This window comes from Vibrio chagasii (assembly GCF_002954585.1).
Classification (GTDB): Bacteria; Pseudomonadota; Gammaproteobacteria; order Enterobacterales; family Vibrionaceae; genus Vibrio; species Vibrio chagasii_A.
Window position 1 is genome coordinate 63,647 of record NZ_MSCI01000002.1, and the last position, 21,837, is coordinate 85,483.

The window sequence follows — 21,837 nt, forward strand, 5'->3', positions numbered from 1 at the left end:
GATATTCTAGGATGTGATTTGGATCACGAAGCAAATAGATATTCGCGATCCATTTATGAGGTTGATAATTATGAAACTATGAGCAATTATCCTGCGTATTCAAACAGCTCACAGACTGAGTCAAACAGCTGTTTTGTCGTAACAGATAACGTAGGAGTAATGAAGATCGTATCATCACCTGCGACTACGCCCAGTATGCCTTCCGACTTACCTAACGAGTCCAGTAAGCGAGCAATCAGTTGTGCTGCACCAGGGCCTGTGTGTATAACAACTAACGCATTGTTGTGGTCAATATCTAGGACAAGCTCTCTTAAAGAGCTCGAAACCGTTGGAACGCCCAGTTCAGCAGGAAGACAGTAAACCATCTCCATTTTTGCGTTACGAGTTCGAACCGCGCCAAATTTAGTTAACATACGCGAGACTTTAGACTGGTTGATGCTTTCAAAGCCTTCATGCTTCAAGGCATCAACAATTTCGCCTTGTGAACCAAAACGTTCTTCTTTTAGTAGCGCTTTAAAAGCACGAACCAAGTTGTCTTGTTTTTCTGTATTGCGCATATGTCATTCTTATTCATTAACAAAGATGTTTGCATAGTCTCGCATACATATTCAATTTTAGCCAAAACAACCCGGTAATTTGTTAGTCATATCACTGTAAATATTTAATAGAATAATGTGTTATTTGCGACGACTTATTTTGTTATTTCAGTCGATTATCGCCATAATGCGAACTTGCTGTGTAGCACGGTTTTACTGACTTGCGCGAAGTCGCAAAGCTGGCGTTAATTGATTGTAATCACTTTGTGATTAATATAGTTTTTTAACTTTAAACTAGCTCAAGAATTACCCTACCAAGAATTTATAAGAGAAAGCTCTCAAGGAGAATAACAATGAAAGTAGCTGTTATTGGTGCCGCTGGTGGCATCGGTCAAGCCCTAGCCCTACTACTTAAGAATCGCCTACCTGCTGGTTCAGATCTTGCGCTTTACGACATCGCACCGGTAACTCCGGGTGTTGCTGCCGATCTTAGCCATATCCCAACACCTGTTTCGATCAAAGGTTATGCGGGTGAAGATCCAACACCTGCACTAGAAGGTGCGGATGTTGTACTTATCTCTGCGGGTGTTGCTCGTAAGCCTGGTATGGATCGTGCGGATCTTTTCAATGTGAATGCTGGCATTGTTAAGTCTCTTGCTGAGAAGATTGCGGTTGTATGTCCAAAAGCTTGTGTTGGTATCATTACAAACCCGGTAAACACAACAGTGCCAATCGCTGCTGAAGTTCTTAAGAAAGCGGGCGTATACGACAAGCGTCGTCTATTCGGTGTTACTACTCTGGATGTTATTCGTTCTGAAACTTTTGTTGCTGAGCTAAAAGACAAAGATCCAGGCGACATTCGCGTTCCTGTTATCGGTGGCCACTCTGGTGTGACTATTCTTCCTCTTCTTTCTCAAGTTGAAGGCGTAGAGTTCACTGATGAAGAAATCGCAGCACTAACGACTCGTATCCAAAATGCAGGTACTGAAGTTGTAGAAGCTAAAGCTGGCGGCGGCAGTGCAACACTATCTATGGGCCAAGCAGCTTGTCGTTTCGGCCTTGCTCTAGTGAAAGCTCTGCAAGGTGAAGAGAACGTTATCGAGTGTGCGTACGTTGAAGGTGAAGGCGAGCACGCACCATTCTTCGCTCAACCAGTTAAGCTGGGTAAAGAGGGTGCAGAAGCTATCCTTAGCTACGGTGAGCTGAGCGATTTCGAACGTAATGCTCTAGACAGTATGCTTGAAACGCTAAATGGCGATATCGAGATTGGTGTTGAATTCGCTAAGTAAGCGAGACACGACTCATTTAGCCAAATAGATATAATAAAAGCCGACCTTATAGGTCGGCTTTTTTGATCTTTTCATCTCAATCTGCGTATTAGAGTCAGTGTAAATTCACTTTGTGAAGGAAAAGATGATGGAAGCAAATCGAATCCGTAAAGGTCTAGTAGTAGAGTGTCAGCAAGGGGTAGGAACGATCTTGGTAGTTGACCAAGAAGCCGAAACGGTGTTGTTGGCTAAGCAGGGCTCGGAAGAGCAATTAGCGGTAAGCTTTGATGAGATCGAAGATAACCCTCAACTACACGGAAGTTGTGAGCAGTACTATTAGGTTGAACATGCATCCACGCAGCTATCGACCAATAGATAACAAAAAGGAAGAGCTCAGCTCTTCCTTTTTACTCTAGGGTCTTTGTATTCAGCCTTAGCTAGTTCGCTTCACGGCAAGATGCGCAAGAGTCGTCAGAGCTTGCTTATATTCCGAGTCTGGCAGTACTGAAAGCTCAGCAATCGCTTTGTCAGCTTCTTCGTATGCTTTTTTGGTGGTGTAATCTAACGAGCCTGTCTCTTCCATAGCGGCTAGAATCTCGTTGAGCTTATCCATACCGTTGGCTTTTTCAATTGCCTCATGAATCATGCTTGCTTGCTCAGGAGAGCCATTGTGCATTGCATATAGAAGCGGCAAGGTCGGTTTGCCTTCTGCTAGGTCGTCACCAACGTTCTTACCCATCTCTTTGCCATCTGCTGTGTAATCCATCACATCATCAATCAGCTGGAATGCAGTACCTAGGTATTTACCATAGTTTTGCATTGCCGTTTCGATCTCTGGTGACGACTCAGTTAGAATTGCGCCAATTTGAGTTGCGGCTTCAAACAAGCGAGCTGTCTTAGAGTAGATAACCTGCATGTAGCTTTCTTCAGTGGTGTCTGGGTTGTTGCAGTTCATTAACTGTTGAACTTCACCCTCAGCAATCACGTTTACCGCTTCACTCATTAACTCGAGGATCTTTAAAGATCCTAACGTAGTCATCATTTGGAATGAGCGTGTGTAAATAAAGTCACCCACCAAAACACTGGCAGCATTACCAAAGGCTGCGTTGGCGGTTGCTTTACCACGTCTCATGTCTGATTCGTCGACAACATCGTCATGAAGCAGAGTCGCAGTATGAATAAACTCAATAAAGGCTGCAGAAGTAATATGTGCTTCGCCTTGGTAACCAAGAGCACGAGCAGATAAAAGAGCAAGCAACGGGCGTAGGCGTTTACCACCGCCGCTAACGATATAAAAACCAAGCTGGTTGATTAAACTTACGTCAGAATTAAGTTGGGCTTGAATTGTTTCATTCACTTTTGCCATATCATTGGCAGTAAGCGTTTGGATAGCTTTAAAATCCATTGTTCATCCGGCTGAAGTTAGACCCTGTAAGGTTTATACGTTGTATTAATTGTTGAATAATACACTAAAAAACGTTGATTAATACATCGCTTAAGGGCATGATTGCCGCACTTTTCTTTGGCGAACAGGTTTTCGCCAATTTTTTAAAAATATGGCTTGTCATAGCGCCATGATTCCCGTAGAATCTGCGCCCTATTGATTAGTTTAGCGCACACCCGAGTTGTACAAATAACAACCATAGGCTGTGCGGAAAAAGCGGAGTAAAATATGTACGCTGTTTTCCAATCTGGTGGCAAACAACACCGAGTAAGCGAAGGTCAAACTCTTCGTTTAGAGAAATTAGACGTTGAAACTGGTGCAACTGTAGAATTTGATAAAGTTCTTCTTGTTGCTAACGGCGAAGAAATCGCTGTTGGTGCACCTCTTGTTGAAGGTGGTAAGGTTACTGCGGAAGTAGTACAACACGGTCGTGGCGATAAAGTAAAAATCGTTAAGTTCCGTCGTCGTAAGCACTCTCGTAAGCAAGCTGGTCACCGTCAGTGGTTCACAGAAGTGAAAATCACTGGCATTAACGCTTAAGTATTAGGAGAGTTTAACAATGGCACATAAAAAAGCTGGCGGTTCTACTAATAACGGCCGCGATTCAGAAAGCAAACGTCTTGGTGTTAAGCGTTTCGGTGGCGAATCTGTTCTTGCAGGTAACATCATCGTACGTCAACGTGGTACTAAGTTCCACGCTGGCACAAACGTTGGCATCGGTAAAGACCACACTCTTTTCGCTCTTACTGAAGGTAAAGTGAAATTTGCTGTTAAAGGTCCTAAAAACCGTAAGTTCGTAAGCATCGAAGCTGAGTAATTTAATCTTTAATTAGATTATATTTATAGCTTTAAAGCTGAATTCAAAAGCCCTGCCGATTCGGCAGGGTTTTTTATTTATAACGAGAATAAAAAAGTAGACGCTCTTGTTTAAGCTTTAACAAGTTCCAAGCAAAGAACCTCTCCTTATTTGTTCCTTGGTTGCAGGTCGGCCTAGATCTTAGGTGATCGATCTAAACTCGGATCTGCTAGAATTTATATCACTCCTTGGTGAGTGGTAACGCAACGTAAGTGCGGAGTTAAAAAATGAAATTCGTTGATGAAGCGGTAGTAAAAATAGAAGCCGGTGATGGCGGTAATGGTACAGTGAGCTTTTGGCGCGAAAAGTTCGTCGCTAAAGGTGGTCCTGATGGCGGTGACGGCGGTGACGGCGGTGATGTTTACATCCAAGCTGATGAAAACTTAAATACACTGATCGATTACCGTTTCCAACGTTTTTACAGCGCAGAGCGTGGTGAAAACGGTCGCGGCGGTAACTGTACGGGTAAACGTGGCAAAGACATCACGTTAAAAGTGCCTGTAGGTACTCGTGCTGTTGATATCCATACTAATGAAATCGTTGCTGAAGTTGCTGAGCACGGCAAGAAGGTAATGGTTGGTAAAGGTGGTTGGCACGGTCTGGGTAACACGCGTTTTAAATCGTCTGTTAACCGCGCTCCTCGTCAAAAGACAATGGGTACTAAAGGTGAAGTTCGTGAACTGCGTTTAGAGCTTCTTCTACTTGCTGACGTTGGTATGCTTGGCCTACCAAATGCAGGTAAATCGACCTTTATTCGCTCTGTTTCTGCAGCGAAACCAAAAGTAGCTGATTACCCGTTCACAACCTTGATCCCAAGCTTGGGTGTGGTGAGCGTGGTTCCTGAGAAGAGCTTTGTTGTTGCCGATATTCCGGGTCTGATCGAAGGCGCTGCTGATGGCGCTGGTCTTGGTATCCGCTTCTTGAAACACCTTGAGCGTTGTCGTGTTCTTCTACACATGATCGATATCATGCCGATAGACGGTTCTGATCCTATTCAGAATGCACTAACGATCATTGATGAGCTTGAGCAGTACAGTGAAAAAGTGGCACAAAAACCTCGTTGGTTAGTGTTCAATAAAGTTGACCTAATGCCAGAAGAAGAAGCAGACGAAAAGATTCAAGAAATCATCGATGCTTTAGGTTGGGAAGACGAGTACTTCAAGATCTCTGCAGTGAATAAGCTAGGCACTAAAGAGCTTTGCTTCAAGCTTGGTGAGTTCATGGAGAACCTACCACGTGAAGTGGAAGAAGTTGCAGAAGAAGAAAAAGTCGACTTTATGTGGGATGACTACCATAAAGATGCGATGAGCGGCAAAAATGTCGTTACTGAAGATGATGACGATTGGGATGATTGGGACGACGAAGAAGATGACGGTCATGTTATCTACGTTCGTGACTAATTGAGCCAATTAGATAAAAACCGCAATTAATATTGCGGTTTTTTTGTATCTAAATCATGAACAGAGCCTTATTGTTAAGGCAAAATTTACCTCTTAAGTATTAACGCCAATGGGAAGGAAATCATGGCATCAAAACAAAGAGCGATCTCGAGGCTCGTTGCTCAGTCAGGGCAAATGTTATTAGCGCACGGCGCGGAAAGCACTTTAGTTGGCGATATCATGCGCCGTATTGGTATTGCTTGTGGAGTCGACGAGGTCGAAGTTGCGCTGTCTGCCAATGCGTTTGTTGTAACGACAGTAATGAATGATCACTGTATTACGACCACTCGAAGCTGTACAGATCGTGGTATCAACATGCAAGTGATTACCGATATTCAGCGAGTGTGTATCATGATGGAGAAAGGGATCCTCGATTATGGTCTGGCGTATAAAAAGATCCAAAACATCAGTCCTGAGCGCTACAACCGTTGGTTAGTCGTTGTGATGATCGGCCTATCTTGTGCTTCTTTTAGTCGGCTTGCTGGCGGTGATTGGCAGGTGTTCATGATGACCTTTATTGCTTCTGCCTGTGGCATGATCGTCAGGCAAGAGATTGGTCATCGCCATTTTAATCCACTGTTAAACTTTGCGATCACAGCTTTTGTTACCACGACTATCTCTGCCCAAGCCGTCCTCTATAATATTGGTGGCCAGCCAACCATCGCAATGGCTTCATCGGTATTGATGCTCGTACCTGGTTTCCCACTGATTAATTCAGTTGCAGACATGCTCAAAGGTCACATCAATATGGGGTTGGCTCGCTTTACCATGGCAAGCTTACTTACTTTGGCGACTAGCTTAGGCATTGTTGCTGCGATGAGTCTATCTGGTGTTTGGGGGTGGGCGAGCTAATGAGTATCCTCGAACTGTTTTTAGGCTTACTCAACGATATGTTTTTCGCAGCGATTCCGGCTGTTGGATTCGCATTGGTGTTTAACGTTCCGCAACGCGCTTTAATTTATTGTGCACTCGGCGGCTCTATCGGTCACGGTAGCCGTTATTTGATGATGCACTTTGGGATTCCAATTGAATGGGCAACCTTCTTCGCCGCAACAGTGGTTGGTCTCATAGGTGTGCATTGGTCTCATAAGCTGTTGGCTCATCCCAAGGTATTTACAGTCGCGGCTCTGATTCCTATGGTGCCGGGTGTATTTGCCTTCAAGGCAATGATTGCCATGGTTGAGATTAATAGGGCAGGCTATAGTCCCGAACTTCTAGCGATGTTGATGGAGAATTTTTTGAAATCGATGTTCATTATCGCTGGGCTAGCGGTTGGCTTAGCTGTACCTGGGCTGTTATTCTACCGACGCAGACCTATCGTCTAGCATCAACTTTCTCTCAGTTAAGGACAGGACTTTCGATTTATGATCATCAGTATGATTGCAGCAATGGCCAATAACCGTGTAATAGGTAAAGATAATCAGATGCCTTGGCACTTGCCTGCGGACTTCGCATGGTTCAAACGCTCAACGATGGGTAAACCTGTAGTCATGGGCCGTAAAACCTATGATTCGATCGGTCGTCCTTTACCTGGTCGATTAAACATTGTGATTAGCCGTGATGCGAACTTGGAAATTGAAGGCGTGACAACTGTTACTTCGATTGAAAAAGCTCTGGATCTAGTCAGCGATGTTGAAGAGGTGATGATCATCGGTGGTGGCTCAATCTATGAAAGCTGCCTGCCTAAAGCTGACAAGCTATACCTGACTTATATCGATTTTGACGTTGATGGTGATACTCAATTCCCAGATTGGGGAGAAGGTTGGAAGCAGAGCTTTAGCGATACGTATCAAGCGGATGAGAAAAACAAACACAATATGGAGTTTGTGATCCTAGAACGTTAAGGTCCATAGTTTAAAAACGCTTGCGCTGCGAAATCAGTAGCGCAAGCTTCTCGTATTTCTTTTTATAGCGCTTTTTGAGTAAAAAACTGTTTGTCTTCCCAGCGAAGTGCAGTCAGCTCCCCTCCCCAAACACATCCAGTATCTAGTCCTATGGCATCTTTACCTTGATAGCCCTCAAGTGCAGCCCAGTGGCCAAAAACAACCGTTTTATCGAGCTTAATACGTTGTGGTAGGTCAAACCATGGTACTAGTGGTTCATTGGTAATTTCGCTTGGTGGTAGTTTACATGCCATATCAAGCCGAGCATCGGTAAAGCAGAAACGCATTCGGGTAAGGCTGTTGATCGTATAGCGGTAACGTTCAATATCTTGCAAATTCACATCCCATAGATCGGGTGTATTGCTATACATATTCTTGATGAGCCACTGCCAGTTGTCCGATTGTAATAGGGCGACGACTTCTTGATTCTCTATGCGAGCTCTTTCAAGGTTCCACTGTGGCGAAATACCCGCATGAGACATTATGAACTCAGGATGTTCTTGAATTAACGGCTGCTGCCTTAACCATTCGAGTAGCGAATCACGGTCTTCGGCATCTAGGATAGCTTGCGTCTTATCTTTAGGCTTTGCTGGAAACAATCCTAGATATACCGCGAGCAGGTGTAGGTCGTGATTGCCCAATACCACCTTTGCCGAGCCACCTAAACCACGAATAAAGCGAAGTGTTTCTAGAGACTTAGGGCCTCGGGCAACTAAGTCACCAGCGACCCACAAGGTATCGTGTTGTTGATTAAAGTTGATGGTTTCGAGCAATAACTGAAGTTCGTCGAAGCATCCTTGGATGTCTCCGACAATATAATTAGACACAGTATTTTCCTATGGCTGCAAAGGTAGTTAGTTAAGGATGTTAGGGATAGCGAGTCTGAATGGGTCGACTTCGGCAATAAAATCGATGCCCTTATGATCGGTCATGACATAGTGACCCTGCATGACGCCCACAGGTGTTTCGATAACCGTACCACTGGTGTAAGTGTATTCGTCGTTGGATTCGATAATCGGTTGCTGACCAACCACACCATCGCCTTCAATCGTAAGTTGCTTGCCGTTAGAGTCGGTTATTAACCAGCGACGTGACATGAGTTGAACCGTACTTTTACTTAGGTTTTTGATAGTAATGATATAGGCGAAGACATAACGATTCTTCGTAGGTTCAGACTGCTCCTCTATGTACTTAGAGTGAACCTGGCATTTGATACAAGGCGTAGATATATCCATATTCGCACCTTTTGTTGTTGATATACTTAATGTAATTAAAGTATTACATAAAAAAGGCTCCTAACCGAAGTGTAGGAGCCTTTTTATTTTATTTGTCAGCGTTGTGGTTGTCGTGCAACCAGTTCGCCATATCGACAAACTGTTCGAGCGTTAGGTTCTCAGGACGCATGCTTGGGTTGATGCCAAGCTCTTCTAATACGTCCTTATCAATCAGACTCTTGTAGCAGTTGCGAACTGTTTTGCGACGTTGGTTAAAACCTTCACGACATACACGATCTAGCCATTTTAGGTCTTTAGCCGGGTAAGGCAGCACTTCGTATGGCTGAAGACGCACAACGGCAGAGTCTACCTTCGGTGGCGGAACGAAAGCCGTTGGTGGTACTTCTAGTACTGGTGTGACTTTACAGTAATATTGAGCCATTACCGTCAGACGACCGTATGCTTTGCTACCAGGACCTGCAGCTAGGCGGTTCACCACTTCTTTTTGTAGCATAAAGTGCATATCTTTAATGTCTTTATGGAATTCAAAAAGGTGGAACATCAGCGGCGTCGAGATGTTGTAAGGCAAGTTACCAAAGATGCGAAGCTTGTTGTTTGGTTTAACAAGTTGCTCGAAGTCGAACTTCATCGCATCACCTTCGTGGATCGTCAGCTTATCAGCTAGATCCGGGTGGTTACGAAGACGTTCGGCAAGGTCTCTATCCAATTCGATAACAGTAAATTTATCGACAAGCTTACCTACCGGCTCAGTAATTGCGCCAAGGCCTGGACCGATTTCTACTAGGTTTTGACCTGGTAGTGGGTTAATGCTCGATACGATGCCATCAATAATGTATGGATCGTTAAGGAAGTTTTGACCAAAACGTTTACGCGCTTTGTGTCCTAAGTGGACATCATTTCTCATTGCTTTTTCTCTACTAATTCAATGGCGTGCGTGAGCGCTGTTCTAAAGCTCCCTGTATCGGCTTGGCCTTTCCCGGCCAAGTCTAAGGCGGTACCGTGGTCGACTGATGTACGAATAAACGGCAAGCCAAGCGTGATGTTCACTGAGCGACCAAACCCTTTGTATTTCAATACCGGGAGTACTTGGTCGTGATACATACCTAAAACAGCATCTGCATCTTGCAAATATTTTTCATTAAAGATGGTATCTGCTGGCAAAGGGCCAACCAAATTAATCCCATCTTTTTGACGAATTTTTTCTAGCGTCGGGGTGATAGTTTCGATCTCTTCACGCCCTAAACAACCATCTTCACCGGCATGTGGATTCAAACCACATACGTAGATAGTTGGTTTCTCAATCGCAAATTTTTCGACCAAATCTTTATTCAGAATCGCAATGATTTGCTCTAATCTGTCTTCAGTCACTGCTTGAGATACATCAGCTAGTGGGATATGTGTTGTTACTAATGCAACACGCAGCCCTTCTGTTGCCAACATCATTACCACAAGTGGCGTATTGGACTTCTCTGCAAAGAACTCGGTATGGCCGCTAAAAGCAACGCCAGCTCGGTTAATTACACCCTTGTGAACAGGGCCGGTGACAATAGCATCAAATTCATCATTCATACAGCCAATTGCTGCGGTTTCTAAAGTATTTAATACGTAATGACCATTAGCTTCGTTAAGTTGGCCTGCAACAGCGCTTTGAGCAAGTGGAATGTGTTTCACAACCAGTGTGCCAGAGCGTTGTGGCTGCTTTGGTGCAGCTGCGTCGTAATCTAACAACTCTACTTCAATACCCAGCAGTTCAGCACGTTCCGCCAGTAGGTTTTTATCTGCACAAACCACAAGTTGGTGAGGCCAGCTTTCTTGGGATAGAGCCAGCGTCAAATCTGGGCCTATCCCGGCCGGTTCACCTGCAGTAATGACAATACGTTTAGTTGTCATCTTGGTCATCCTCAACCATTTCAACAAAGGCACTCGCTCTTATTTCTTGGAGCCAAGCTCCTGCTTCTTCGTTGAACTTACGATTAAATAAAATTTGGTAAGCTTTGTTTTTCAAAGCGGAATCTGTGCGGTCGACTTCACGACGGTCCAGTACTTCGACAATGTGCCAGCCATGAACGGTTTTAAATGGCGCACTGATTTTACCTTCCGGCAGTGTTTCTACTTGGTGTTTGAACTCAGGAACATATAAGTCAGGTGTTTGATAGCCCAGTTCGCCACCTTGAACGGCTGAGCCAGGGTCTTGGCTGTATTGCTGAGCCAGGTCATCAAAGCTTGCTTCACCGGCGTTTACACGACGCGTGATCTCTTCAAGCTGTTCTTTAGCACCGTCATCGCTTAAGATTACGGTTGGTTTTATCAAGATATGACGAGCATTCACTTCAGTAACGGCTACGGTTTCCAAGCCTTTCACATCTTCAATTTTTAGAATGTGGAAGCCGACACCACTGCGGAAAGGACCAATGATGCTGCCTTTATTTTGCATTTTTATTTGGTCTGCAAAGATAGTTGGCATCTCTTCTTTACGCATCCAACCCCAATCACCACCTTGTAGGGCTTTAGGGCCTTTAGAGTAAGTATAAGCCATGGTGCTGAAGTCTTTACCTGAGTTAAGCTCTTCTACAAGTTCTTTTGCTTGAGCTTCTAGCTCTTCTTTGGTTTGGTCATCGTTGAAACGAAGTTGAATGTGCCCAATCTTGTATTGAACTGTCGCATTCGTCTCTTGAGCAAGAATATCCGCTAGGTTATCTACTTCTGCTGGAAGAATATTGATACGACGACGAACAAGCGCGTTACGAGCTTCACTTGCCGCGATCTCTTTTCTTACTTGCTCGCGAAACGCGTTGTAGCTCAGACCTTCTTCTGCAACCGATGCGGTGAGTTGATCTACGGTCTGGTTGTTGTCTTTGGCGATGCCTTCAATCGCTTGATCAAGTCGAGCATCATCAATACGAACACCGATACGCTCTGCTTCTTGAGTTTGGATGGTATCGATAATCAGCTTTTCAAGTACTTGCTCATCAAGCACGTCTTGAGAGGGTAATGTCTGACCGCTTTTCTTCGCGTTTGCTCGTAGAGTTTTCATCGACGTGTCGATGTCGCTCTGCAAGATCACGCCTTCATTTACGATCACTCTTACGCTATCGAGCTCAACTGGCGCAGCAAAGCTTGTTGATGCAGTGCAAGCTGCTGCGATAGCGATTAATGTGTGTTTCCACAATGTCATGTGTAATCCTTTAAATTTACTGATGTGTTATCAATAAAGAAAATTAGTTATTTAAAAAGAATGGGCGTCCGTAGCTCAAAGAGTTATCAGAACTGCTTTCTCCAATAGCCCCAGAGTCTGAGCCAAGATTGGTACCGAAGCCAATAATGCCAAAGTTCACGGCGAAGTTATTTTCATAGACAGGTGTCGCATTTGATGTGTTTATGTAATCGCCTTTCCAACCATTTAGTTGATTGCTGTAGGTAAAGCCGATGTACCAACAATCCGATTTGTAATTGAGTCGAGCTAACCACTCCAGCTCTTCTTTTGTGGTTAAATCATAAAAGTATTGGGCACTTGCATTCCATTTAGGCGAAATCTGGTAAGCACCGAGTAAGCCTGCTTGAGAAATACCATCTTTAGTCATGGAACCAACATCAAAGTCAACAGTATCCTCAATGTACTCTTTAGTTACATAGCGGTAGTTAGTCTGAATGTAGCCATCGGCAAAACGGTATTCAATGGTGCTATTGGCGAGTTGCATTGCTGATGTGTCAACATCGTACTGCACACCACCATGGTAGAATAGGTAGTCATCATAGTTAAAGTCTGCCTCTATTGCCCAAGATGAGTAGTTTGAGTCTTTATCAGGCTCATTGATGTGTAATTTTTGCTTGGTCTCTTTATCGATATAAAAAATCTGGCCGAAAGAAATATTGAGACGTTCCTTATATTCATCATCAAAGAAACGAGATGAGGCGCCATAGCTTACTTGATTTGCTGCAGCAATACGGTCTACACCACTGTATTTTCGACTTCTAAATAAGCCGTAATAGTCGGTTTGTAATAGTGTCGTGTCGTATAGGCCAATATTGTTTTGGTCTTTATCTGGGACATATAAATACTGAACCTGTGGCTCGAGTGTTTGAGTGTAGTTACCAACAATAGTGGTACCACGTTCAAGAACGATACCAGCATGACTTCGAAACTCAGGGATAACTCGACTTACCGATTCTTCTAAATCTTTGTATTCGTCAATTGTTGTATCAACGCCATGAAGATCTTGCTGGTAGTAAGTGCCAAGAAGCCTTGCTTCTGTTGTCCAAGTCCCCCAAGTATTTCCTATCGGTATGGTAAACCCTGGTTCAACATGGACACGAGTCGCAGATGGTTTGCCTTTTGCGTCAGTGTCAAATAGTGAAACATGACTGATCATGTCAAAGTCCAAGTATTCCATAACCTTTGGGGCATAGTAATCATACTCAACTTGTGGCATTAGTCGGTAGGGCTGGTTGTAGTCAGATAAAACTTGAAAATCTCGCACGAGTACAGATGCGTTCCAGTTTTGAGAACGGTAGGTTGCTTTACCTTCTTGTAGTAATTGACCGTCTTCACGTTTACCAATGCTACTTGAGCTAAGATCGGTGAAGTAATCATTGTCACTGACTTTTGAGTAGTCTGTCTCAAATAACCATGCTTCTTTGAAGATGCCTGTGTGCTGCCATTGTGTTCCCCAGCGGTCACTTTTATCTCTAAATTTCTTATCGTCGGGCAGGTACTCTGACTTTATGTTGCCTGAGCCTAAATCGCTTAGGTAACGGAACTTACTGTTTAGTTGTGTGCCGCGCTTTTCCATGTACTTCAAAGTTGTTTCTAAATCGTAGTTTGGTGCCAAGTTCCAATACACTGGGATCTCAGTTTCAAAACCATCTTTTGAACCGTACGACACGGTTGGGTACAGGAAACCTGTCTTACGAGTATCACCAATAGGGACGGTTAGGTAAGGTAGGTAAAATACAGGGACACTTTGAATTTCAAAGCGAGGGTTATAAAAAGTGGCTTGTTCTTCATTTTGGTCAACATCGATACTCGATGCCCTCAGACGCCAAGCGTTATCACCAATAGGACAAGAGGTGATCGAGCCGTCTTCGATTTCATAAACCGCTTTGCCTGTTTTTGCGATATAAACGGCCTCACCACGGCCTGGTTCACAAAGAAATTCGTAGTCGGTGTTTTCTAGCGTCATTTCATCAGTAGTCAGATTATTAGTTGCTCTGTCCGATATTGATTTAATTTGACCATCACTAAAGTTAACGTTGCCTTCAGCTACAACGATGTTTTCTTGCTGGTGCAGAGTTACGTTATCAGCAAGGATGGTCTTGTTTCCTTGCGTAACTTTTACGTCACCTGAATATATTGCCTTGTCACCATTGATAGCCTCTAAGCGATCGGACTCAACATGAGCGGGTAGTTGAGTCTCGTTTTCTGCAGCGGGCTCGATCAAGCATTGATCTATAGAGGGCATTTCCTGCACACTACTATCGGTTATTGTTTCAGCTTGAGTTGTCGACACGTATAACGCCGTACTTATAGACGCGGCTAACAAGGTGCGGGAAAAAGATTGCATGAAGTTGAACTATCCTGTGTCACTAGATGAAGGGTTGATCTAGTATCAATCCAATAAATAAAGCATTTTCCTTATGATAAAGGAAATATTAGCATTCAGCATCATCAGACAGCATTACTCAGATAAAATTCATAGATAGAGAACACATAATGCAAATATTTGGCAAAATTTTGGGCGCTTTCTTTGGCTTTCTGTTTGGAGGGCCACTTGGTTTAGTTTTTGGCCTATTTTTAGGACACCAATTCGATAAAGCTCGCCGATTGAACCAATCTGGGTTTAATACCTCTGGTTTTGGGCGTGGGCCCAACCAAGCTGAAAGACAAAATGAGTTTTTCAAATCTGCATTTGCGGTTATGGGACATGTTGCTAAAGCGAAAGGCCAAGTAACTCGCGAAGAGATTCAACTGGCTTCTACTATGATGGAGCGTATGAATCTTCATGGTGAACAACGCAGAGCGGCGCAAGATGCATTCCGCAAAGGGAAAGAGAGCGACTTCCCGTTAAATGATGTCCTTGAACGAGTCAAAATCTCATCGGGTGGACGTTTTGACCTTCTTCAGTTCTTTCTAGAGCTGCAAGTATCAGCTGCATTCGCTGATGGAAGCCTGCACCCAAGTGAACGTCAGGTTCTTCATAAGATTGCTCAAGGTCTTGGCTTTTCTGCAGAGCAACTTGAGCGCCGTTTACAGATGCAAGAGGCGGCATTCCGTTTCCAGCAACAGGGTGGAAGTTTCGGTGGTGGTCATCATCAAGGGCAGTCGTCAGGTTGGCAACAAGCATCACAACAGAACCAGTTGGCCGACGCGTTTAAAGTGTTAGGTGTTAGCGAGAACGCGGAAGGCAAAGAAGTCAAAAAGGCCTACCGTAAGCTGATGAATGAGCACCACCCAGATAAACTGATGGCGAAAGGTCTACCGCCAGAAATGATGAACGTTGCGAAAGAGAAATCACAAGAAATTCAGAATGCTTACGACCTCATTAAGAAGGTCAAAGGATTTAAGTAATCGGATACAAAGCCGAGTAATGATAAGAGATTACTCGGCTTTGTTATTTAAAGGAATAAATATGACTATCAGTTATCGAGACGTTCTAGACTTTTGGTTTGACGAGTTAACACCAAAGGACTGGTTTACTGGCGGTGAATACATTGATGCTTTGATTAAAGAGCGATTCTCAGATTTACATCAAGCCGCGATTCAGGGAGAGCTGTTTGAATGGCGCCAAACGGCACAAGGGCGCTTAGCTGAGATTATTGTACTGGACCAGTTTTCAAGAAACATCGGGAGAAATAGCTCTGCTGCATTTGCAGCTGACCCTATGACGCTAGCATTGGCGCAGGAAGCGGTAGCTGGTGGTTTTGACCATCAACTCAGCCAACAAGAAAAAAGCTTTCTATACATGCCTTACATGCATAGCGAGTCACTGTTAATTCATGAGCAGGCGGTTGGTTTGTTTTCTCAAACGGGCTTAGAAAATAATCTTGATTTTGAGTTTAAGCACAAGGTTATCATTGAGCGTTTTGGTCGTTATCCGCATCGTAATGAAGTGTTAGGAAGAGCATCAACGCCTGAAGAAGTTGAATTCTTGCAGCAGCCTGGTTCAAGTTTCTAGCTCTAGAACACACTCAAAAAGATGAAGAGAGGCTAGGGGTTAATAAACCATTAGCCTCTTTTTTGTTTTAGTTGTGGGCAACTGGTAGCAAGCTATTTTGCTTGGTTGAGTGACCAGTCGTAGTCATAGCTGATTTTGTCGGTATTCTTTACAGGCTGAGTTCGATATTGGTTTAGATGTTTAATGAGCTGTTCTCTGTTACCAAAATCCACTGCGAACCACTCATAAATCGATGATAGTTGAAGCTTATTGTTTTTAATTAGTACGCCTTTATCACTATTAACAAACTCAGAGGCTGCTTGTTCCAGTAGAGTTTCAGTGTTGTCAGCTGTAAAAGCTTGAGGCTGAAGGTTTGGACACCCTAAGCTGGCACAGTTTACGGCGTAATGTGTACGTGGATCTTGCCATATAGGTCTTAGGATACGGTGCTCAATATCGTTGAGTGTCAGTGACTTACCACTTATGGATACGACATCATCTCCCCATGGCCCAAAACTGAATAGGCCGCCGAGCTTAGTGATAGATTTAACTGGGTAGGCATCGAGAATCAAATCAACAGTCACTGCATTGTATAGGTTGATCCAGTAAGCGTACTGCTCTGCTTTTGAGTATTCGAGTGGGTTTACCTGCTCTAACTGCTTGATGTATTGCTTTAGCTTTGTTTTATCTGTGTTGGTCACTGCTTGATAACGAACTAGAGTATTTTGCCCCTGTTTAACCAAATAGCTATCGAGGAATTGCTGCCAGCTTTGATGAGAAACCTGTTCTGAGTTGGCCTCATTGCTTTGATTCCAGTACGGCCATAGTTCAGATTTTGGTGCCGACCAAGCTAAGGTTGAAAAAAGTAGGCTGATAATAACGAGTAGTTGTTTCATGGCATTCTCCTGATAGCTGACTACTAAGACCTTATGCTTTAAGGTTTTCTTTCATAGCTCGTCAGTTAAATAACAGATCAGAGTTTGGTAGACACTTTAAGCTGAGGCTGAACCAAATAAAAAAGGTTGGCGTTAAGCCAACCTTTTCGACCTTTGATACTGCTTTTCTATTGCAAGGCTTCTTTATTTTAGGAAGCTTGGAATCTTCTCTTCATACGCAGAAATCTTATCAGCGTGCTGCAGCGTTAGACCGATATTGTCTAAACCGTTCAGTAGGCAGTGACGACGGAACTCATCAATTTCAAACGAGTACTCTTTACCATTTGCGCTTACTTTCATTGCTTCTAGATCAACGGTAACTTCTGCGCCTTCGTTCGCTTCTACGAATTGGAAGATCTCATCCACTTCCTGATCTGTTAGGCGAACAGGAACCATTTGGTTGTTGATTGAGTTACCGTAGAAGATGTCTGCAAAGCTTGGCGCAATCATCACTTGGATGCCGTAATCAGCAAGTGCCCAAGGTGCGTGTTCACGAGATGAGCCACAACCAAAGTTTTCACGAGCAAGTAGGATTGAAGCGCCTTGGTAGCGAGGAGCGTTCATCACGAATTCTGGGTTTGGTTGTTCGCCCGCATCGTCTAGGAAGCGCCAGTCATGGAATAAGTGTTTACCAAAACCAATGCGGTTCACTTTCTGTAGGAACTGCTTTGGAATGATCGCATCAGTATCGATGTTGGCCGTATCTAGAGGAACGACTAATCCGGTGTGTTGTTGAAAACCTGACATGTTAAATCCTCTAATTAAAGTTCACGAATATCGACAAAGTGACCAGCGATCGCTGCGGCTGCAGCCATTGCAGGGCTAACTAGGTGCGTACGACCATCACGGCCTTGGCGACCTTCAAAGTTACGGTTTGATGTAGACGCGCAGCGCTCTTGTGGACCAAGACGGTCGTTGTTCATTGCAAGACACATAGAACAACCCGGTAGGCGCCACTCAAAACCGGCTTCTTTGAAGATAACATCCAGGCCCTCTGCTTCAGCTTGAGCTTTTACTTGCTCAGAACCCGGAACGATAAGCGCTTGCACATGTTTTGCTACTTGGCGACCTTTCGCTACTGCAGCAGCTGCACGCATGTCTTCGATGCGAGAGTTAGTACAAGAGCCAACAAATACTTTATCTACGTTGTAATCTGATAGAGATTTACCCGCTTCTAAGCCCATATATGCCAATGCTTTTTCAGCTGATGCTTTTTCAACAGGATCTGCGAAGCTTTCTGGTGCTGGGATAGGTGCATCAACAGAGATTACCTGACCAGGGTTAGTGCCCCAAGTCACTTGTGGTTTGATGTCTGCGGCTTCTAGAGTGACTACAGCATCAAATTCAGCGTCAGCATCGGTTTTTAGTGTGTTCCAGTATTCAACGGCTGCGTCAAATTCTTCACCTTCTGGAGAGAATTTACGACCTTTGATGTACTCGTAGGTGGTTTCATCCGGTGCAATTAGGCCTGCTTTAGCGCCCAACTCGATAGCCATGTTACATACCGTCATACGGCCTTCCATTGTCAGGTCGGTAATCGCCTCACCACAGAATTCAACCACGTAGCCAGTACCGCCAGCCGCTGTTGTTTTACCGATGATCGCCAACACGATGTCTTTGGCAGTGATGCCTGGAGCAACCTTGCCTTTTACTTCGATCTTCATGGTTTTAGCGCGAGCCTGTTTTAGCGTTTGAGTCGCTAGCACGTGCTCAACTTCTGAAGTACCGATACCGAATGCTAATGAACCAAATGCACCGTGTGTTGCAGTGTGCGAGTCACCACAAACGATGGTCATGCCCGGTAGGGTAATGCCTAGCTCTGGGCCCATTACATGCACAATACCTTGGTATTTGTGGTTTAAGTCGTAAAGCGTTACACCAAACTCTTCACAGTTTTTTGATAGCGTTTCCATTTGGATACGAGCCATCTCGCCAGAAGCATTAATATCTTTGGTTTGAGTCGAAACGTTGTGATCCATGGTCGCGAAAGTCTTGCCTACTTGGCGAACTTTACGTCCCTTTTCACGCAGGCCATCAAAGGCTTGAGGTGACGTTACTTCGTGGACTAGGTGACGGTCGATGTAAAGAATCGGGTTTTCGCCTTCCGCTGCTACTGCAACGTGCGCGTCATAAACTTTTTCGTATAAGGTTTTGGCTTGCTGGTTTGTCGACATAGCTTTTCTTCCTTGGGAGCATCAGTCCCAGTGTTTGTTTCTAGCTAAGTCACGCACTTTGGATGACTTGGCTTGATATTATTCTTATGTACTTGCTTAGAGCGTTACGCTTATGAAGCTAAGATGTACTCTGCAATTTTGTCACCCATTTCAGAGGTGGTTAGCGCTTGTTTGTCGCCTGCAAGGTCAGCCGTTAGCTCGCCTGCTGAAAGTGCTTTAGATACCGCTGTTTCGATGTCTTGTGCTGCTGCTTCTTCGCCTAGGCTGTAACGAAGCATTAGCGCTGCAGAAAGAATCTGTGCGACTGGGTTTGCGATGTTCTTGCCTGCGATATCAGGAGCACTGCCGCCCGCTGGCTCGTATAGACCAAAGTTACTTTCGTTCAAGCTTGCAGAAGGAAGCATACCCATAGAACCAGTAATCATTGCGCACTCATCAGAAATGATGTCGCCGAAGATATTTGAACATAGCATTACGTCAAACTGAGAAGGATCTTTGATTAGCTGCATGGTCGCGTTGTCGATGTACATGTGGTTTAGCGTCACATCTGGGTAATCTTTTGCGATTTCTTCAACGACTTCACGCCATAGGATAGAGCTTTGTAGAACGTTCGCTTTATCGATTGAGTAAACGTTTTTGTTACGTAGGCGTGCAGATTCAAAAGCAATCTTTGCGATACGTTCGATTTCGTAGCGGTGGTAAACCTCAGTATCAAAAGCTTTTTCAGTTGCGCCTTCGCCTTCACGACCTTTAGGTTGACCGAAGTAGATACCGCCAGTTAGTTCGCGCACTACCACGATGTCAAAACCGCGCTCAGAGATATCAGCACGAAGTGGAGAGAAAGACTCTAAACCCTTGTGAATTTGTGCAGGGCGAAGGTTACAGAACAGTTGGAAGTGTTTACGTAGAGGAAGTAGGGCACCACGTTCAGGTTGGTCATTTGGTGGAAGGTGTTCCCACTTAGGACCACCAACTGAGCCGAAAAGCACTGCGTCAGACTCTTCACAACCTTTCACGGTAGACTCTGGTAGTGGGCAACCGTGGTTATCAATTGCAATACCACCAACATCATACTCTTCGCGAGAGAAGCTAATTGCATGCTTCTTTTCGATCGCGTCTAGCACCTTATGTGCTTGCTGCATTACTTCTGGGCCAATGCCATCACCGGGTAGTACGGCAATTTTGTATGATTTATCAGTCATGTTAATCCTTTAATTCTTGTTACTGAGCTATTTGGCTCGTTTTAAATTTTGTCCCTAAAGCCAATAACATCGACTCTAGGGCTCTGTTATTGGGTTCTTAAACTGTCGCGATTTTTTGCTGCTTCATTTCAGCAATGGTGTCTGCACGTTGAATGCTGTTGATAACGTGCAATAGCGCCTGACCAGAAGCTTCAACGATATCGGTTGATACGCCTGTGCCGTGGTACTTACGACCTTTATAGTTCGCAATGATGTCAGCTTGGCCTAAACCGTCTTCACCTTCACCTTTCGCGGTTAGGTCGAACTTGTCTAGTACGATTTCGTAGCCAGTTAAGCGGTAGATACATTGGTATAGTGCGTCAACTGGACCGTTACCAACAGCCGCTTCGCACTTCTCTTCGTCACCACATTGCAGCTTGATGCTGGTTGTAGACATTACACTACCAGATTGTACGCTTAGGTAGTTAAGTTTGTAGAAGTCATCTTCGTCACGTAGATTTGCGAAGTGCATTAATGCTTCTAAGTCGTAATCGAAGACTTGGCCTTTACGGTCAGCAAGCTTCAAGAAGTCTTCGTACAATGAATCTAGGCTGTATTCGTTGTCTTTGTAACCCATCGCGTCCATGTGGCTCTTAACAGCAGCACGACCACTACGGCTTGTTAGGTTCAATGCTTTGTTTTTCAAGCCAATAGACTCAGGAGTCATGATCTCGTAAGTGTTTTTGTTCTTTAACATGCCATCTTGGTGGATACCTGAAGAGTGGCTGAATGCGTTAGCGCCAACGATCGCTTTATTATCTTGGATAGGCATGTGGCAAAGCTGGCTCACCAACTTACTGGTGCGGTGGATCTCTTGGTGATCTAGGCCAGTGTGAACGCCTAGCAACTCTTGGCGAGTTTTGATGATCATTGCGATCTCTTCTAAAGAACAGTTACCCGCACGCTCACCAATGCCGTTAATGGTACCTTCAACTTGTCTAGCACCCGCTTGTACCGCTGCGATTGAGTTAGCAACCGACATGCCTAAATCATCGTGACAGTGAACAGAGATGATCGCTTGATCGATGTTTGGTACACGGTCAAATAGCGTTTTGATAATACCGCCAAACTCGTTAGGCACTGTGTAGCCCACTGTATCTGGAATATTGATGGTTTTTGCGCCTGCGTTGATGGCAGCTTCAACCATGCGACATAGATTATCGATAGGCGTACGACCTGCATCTTCACAAGAGAATTCAACATCGTCTGTGTAGTTACGTGCGTGTTTAACGGCTTTGACTGCCATCTCTACCACGTCATCGTAGCTGCGACGAAGCTTGTCTTGTACGTGTACTGTCGACGTAGAAATAAAGGTATGAATACGGAACTGCTCAGCCACTTTTAACGCTTCAGCAGCTGCATCGATATCTTTCGCTACCGCACGAGAAAGCGCACAGATTCGGCTGTCTTTAATGTTCTTTGCGATGGTTTGTACCGACTCAAAATCACCTGGCGATGATACAGGGAAGCCAGCTTCGATTACGTCCACACCCAGTCTTTCAAGTGCATAAGCAATTTGTAACTTCTCTTTTACTGTCAGGCTTGCAGCTAGAGCCTGCTCGCCGTCACGTAAAGTCGTATCAAAAATTATCACTTGATCGTTCATGGGTGCTTCCTTATATCGACATTGTATCGATTGCTATCCAAATTATTATTGAGAATGATGTTCTTTTAA

At 44.4% G+C, this 21,837-nt stretch carries 23 protein-coding genes; 10 read left to right on the top strand and 13 right to left on the bottom strand.

Annotated features, from left to right (window positions below):
• Window positions 1-86: 86 nt before the first annotated feature.
• Window positions 87-557 carry a transcriptional regulator ArgR gene (gene argR, locus BTO10_RS08440; RefSeq protein WP_004740827.1) on the bottom strand — a complete coding sequence of 157 codons (471 nt, stop codon included), beginning with the start codon at window positions 555-557 and terminating at the stop codon, window positions 87-89.
• Between the two features lie 332 nt (window positions 558-889).
• Here argR and mdh point away from each other — a divergent pair, with 332 nt between their 5' ends.
• Entirely contained in the window at window positions 890-1,825 is a 936-nt protein-coding gene (mdh, locus tag BTO10_RS08445) for a malate dehydrogenase (RefSeq protein WP_004740826.1), read from the top strand.
• Between the two features lie 127 nt (window positions 1,826-1,952).
• Window positions 1,953-2,144: a hypothetical protein gene (locus tag BTO10_RS08450; RefSeq protein WP_004740825.1), complete on the top strand. Its 192-nt coding sequence runs from the start codon at window positions 1,953-1,955 to the stop codon at window positions 2,142-2,144.
• A 93-nt stretch (window positions 2,145-2,237) separates the two neighbouring features.
• Here the strand turns inward: BTO10_RS08450 and ispB are convergent, their stop codons facing one another.
• A complete protein-coding gene (gene ispB, locus BTO10_RS08455) occupies window positions 2,238-3,209 on the bottom strand; it encodes an octaprenyl diphosphate synthase (RefSeq protein ID WP_105024291.1) in 972 nt (323 codons plus the stop codon).
• A 267-nt stretch (window positions 3,210-3,476) separates the two neighbouring features.
• Here ispB and rplU point away from each other — a divergent pair, with 267 nt between their 5' ends.
• From rplU to folA, 6 genes are all read left to right on the top strand, one after another.
• The gene (gene rplU / locus BTO10_RS08460; protein ID WP_004740823.1) at window positions 3,477-3,788 is read left to right on the top strand and encodes a 50S ribosomal protein L21; all 312 of its coding nucleotides are present in this window, start codon (window positions 3,477-3,479) and stop codon (window positions 3,786-3,788) included.
• 19 nt (window positions 3,789-3,807) lie between these two features.
• Complete coding sequence (rpmA, locus tag BTO10_RS08465) at window positions 3,808-4,065, top strand: 50S ribosomal protein L27 (RefSeq protein ID WP_004735905.1); 258 nt, start codon at window positions 3,808-3,810, stop codon at window positions 4,063-4,065.
• Between the two features lie 266 nt (window positions 4,066-4,331).
• Window positions 4,332-5,504, top strand: a complete 1,173-nt coding sequence (cgtA, locus tag BTO10_RS08470) for an Obg family GTPase CgtA (RefSeq protein ID WP_102424975.1) — start codon at window positions 4,332-4,334, stop codon at window positions 5,502-5,504.
• A gap of 123 nt (window positions 5,505-5,627) precedes the next feature.
• Window positions 5,628-6,395, top strand: coding sequence for a threonine/serine exporter family protein (locus BTO10_RS08475; protein ID WP_105024292.1), 768 nt, complete (start codon window positions 5,628-5,630; stop codon window positions 6,393-6,395).
• Window positions 6,395-6,868: a threonine/serine exporter family protein gene (locus BTO10_RS08480; protein ID WP_181143968.1), complete on the top strand. Its 474-nt coding sequence runs from the start codon at window positions 6,395-6,397 to the stop codon at window positions 6,866-6,868. Before BTO10_RS08475 ends, BTO10_RS08480 begins: the two co-directional genes overlap by 1 nt.
• A 39-nt stretch (window positions 6,869-6,907) precedes the next feature.
• The gene (gene folA, locus BTO10_RS08485; RefSeq protein WP_105024294.1) at window positions 6,908-7,387 is read left to right on the top strand and encodes a type 3 dihydrofolate reductase; all 480 of its coding nucleotides are present in this window, start codon (window positions 6,908-6,910) and stop codon (window positions 7,385-7,387) included.
• A gap of 62 nt (window positions 7,388-7,449) precedes the next feature.
• Here the strand turns inward: folA and BTO10_RS08490 are convergent, their stop codons facing one another.
• The 6 genes from BTO10_RS08490 to lptD all read right to left on the bottom strand — a co-directional run bounded on the left by BTO10_RS08490 (window position 7,450) and on the right by lptD (window position 14,222).
• The gene (locus BTO10_RS08490; protein ID WP_105024295.1) at window positions 7,450-8,253 is read right to left on the bottom strand and encodes a symmetrical bis(5'-nucleosyl)-tetraphosphatase; all 804 of its coding nucleotides are present in this window, start codon (window positions 8,251-8,253) and stop codon (window positions 7,450-7,452) included.
• Window positions 8,254-8,280: 27 nt separating this feature from the next.
• The gene (apaG, locus tag BTO10_RS08495; RefSeq protein WP_004740817.1) at window positions 8,281-8,661 is read right to left on the bottom strand and encodes a Co2+/Mg2+ efflux protein ApaG; all 381 of its coding nucleotides are present in this window, start codon (window positions 8,659-8,661) and stop codon (window positions 8,281-8,283) included.
• A gap of 88 nt (window positions 8,662-8,749) precedes the next feature.
• Window positions 8,750-9,565: a 16S rRNA (adenine(1518)-N(6)/adenine(1519)-N(6))-dimethyltransferase RsmA gene (rsmA, locus tag BTO10_RS08500; protein WP_063523468.1), complete on the bottom strand. Its 816-nt coding sequence runs from the start codon at window positions 9,563-9,565 to the stop codon at window positions 8,750-8,752.
• Window positions 9,562-10,551 carry a 4-hydroxythreonine-4-phosphate dehydrogenase PdxA gene (pdxA, locus tag BTO10_RS08505; RefSeq protein ID WP_181143969.1) on the bottom strand — a complete coding sequence of 330 codons (990 nt, stop codon included), beginning with the start codon at window positions 10,549-10,551 and terminating at the stop codon, window positions 9,562-9,564. The genes rsmA and pdxA overlap by 4 nt, the downstream gene beginning before the upstream one ends.
• Entirely contained in the window at window positions 10,541-11,836 is a 1,296-nt protein-coding gene (gene surA, locus BTO10_RS08510) for a peptidylprolyl isomerase SurA (RefSeq protein ID WP_105024297.1), read from the bottom strand. Before surA ends, pdxA begins: the two co-directional genes overlap by 11 nt.
• A 43-nt stretch (window positions 11,837-11,879) precedes the next feature.
• The gene (lptD, locus tag BTO10_RS08515; protein ID WP_105024298.1) at window positions 11,880-14,222 is read right to left on the bottom strand and encodes an LPS assembly protein LptD; all 2,343 of its coding nucleotides are present in this window, start codon (window positions 14,220-14,222) and stop codon (window positions 11,880-11,882) included.
• A gap of 149 nt (window positions 14,223-14,371) precedes the next feature.
• Between lptD and djlA the strand changes: the two genes are divergently transcribed.
• Together djlA and BTO10_RS08525 are read left to right on the top strand one after the other, a co-directional pair.
• Complete coding sequence (gene djlA, locus BTO10_RS08520) at window positions 14,372-15,226, top strand: co-chaperone DjlA (protein WP_004740812.1); 855 nt, start codon at window positions 14,372-14,374, stop codon at window positions 15,224-15,226.
• A 61-nt stretch (window positions 15,227-15,287) separates the two neighbouring features.
• On the top strand, window positions 15,288-15,833 hold the full coding sequence (locus BTO10_RS08525; RefSeq protein WP_105024299.1) for a DUF924 family protein: 546 nt from the start codon (window positions 15,288-15,290) through the stop codon (window positions 15,831-15,833).
• Window positions 15,834-15,925: 92 nt separating this feature from the next.
• Here BTO10_RS08525 and BTO10_RS08530 read toward each other — a convergent pair whose 3' ends face one another.
• The 5 genes from BTO10_RS08530 to leuA all read right to left on the bottom strand — a co-directional run bounded on the left by BTO10_RS08530 (window position 15,926) and on the right by leuA (window position 21,768).
• Window positions 15,926-16,708, bottom strand: a complete 783-nt coding sequence (locus tag BTO10_RS08530; protein ID WP_004740810.1) for a DUF547 domain-containing protein — start codon at window positions 16,706-16,708, stop codon at window positions 15,926-15,928.
• 183 nt (window positions 16,709-16,891) lie between these two features.
• Window positions 16,892-17,494 (bottom strand): 3-isopropylmalate dehydratase small subunit, encoded by a 603-nt coding sequence (leuD, locus tag BTO10_RS08535; RefSeq protein WP_004740809.1) that lies wholly within the window; start codon window positions 17,492-17,494, stop codon window positions 16,892-16,894.
• Window positions 17,495-17,508: 14 nt separating this feature from the next.
• Complete coding sequence (leuC, locus tag BTO10_RS08540; protein WP_004740808.1) at window positions 17,509-18,921, bottom strand: 3-isopropylmalate dehydratase large subunit; 1,413 nt, start codon at window positions 18,919-18,921, stop codon at window positions 17,509-17,511.
• A 110-nt stretch (window positions 18,922-19,031) separates the two neighbouring features.
• Window positions 19,032-20,123 (bottom strand): 3-isopropylmalate dehydrogenase, encoded by a 1,092-nt coding sequence (gene leuB / locus BTO10_RS08545; protein WP_004740807.1) that lies wholly within the window; start codon window positions 20,121-20,123, stop codon window positions 19,032-19,034.
• Between the two features lie 97 nt (window positions 20,124-20,220).
• Window positions 20,221-21,768: a 2-isopropylmalate synthase gene (gene leuA / locus BTO10_RS08550; RefSeq protein WP_008219998.1), complete on the bottom strand. Its 1,548-nt coding sequence runs from the start codon at window positions 21,766-21,768 to the stop codon at window positions 20,221-20,223.
• Window positions 21,769-21,837 lie beyond the last annotated feature (69 nt).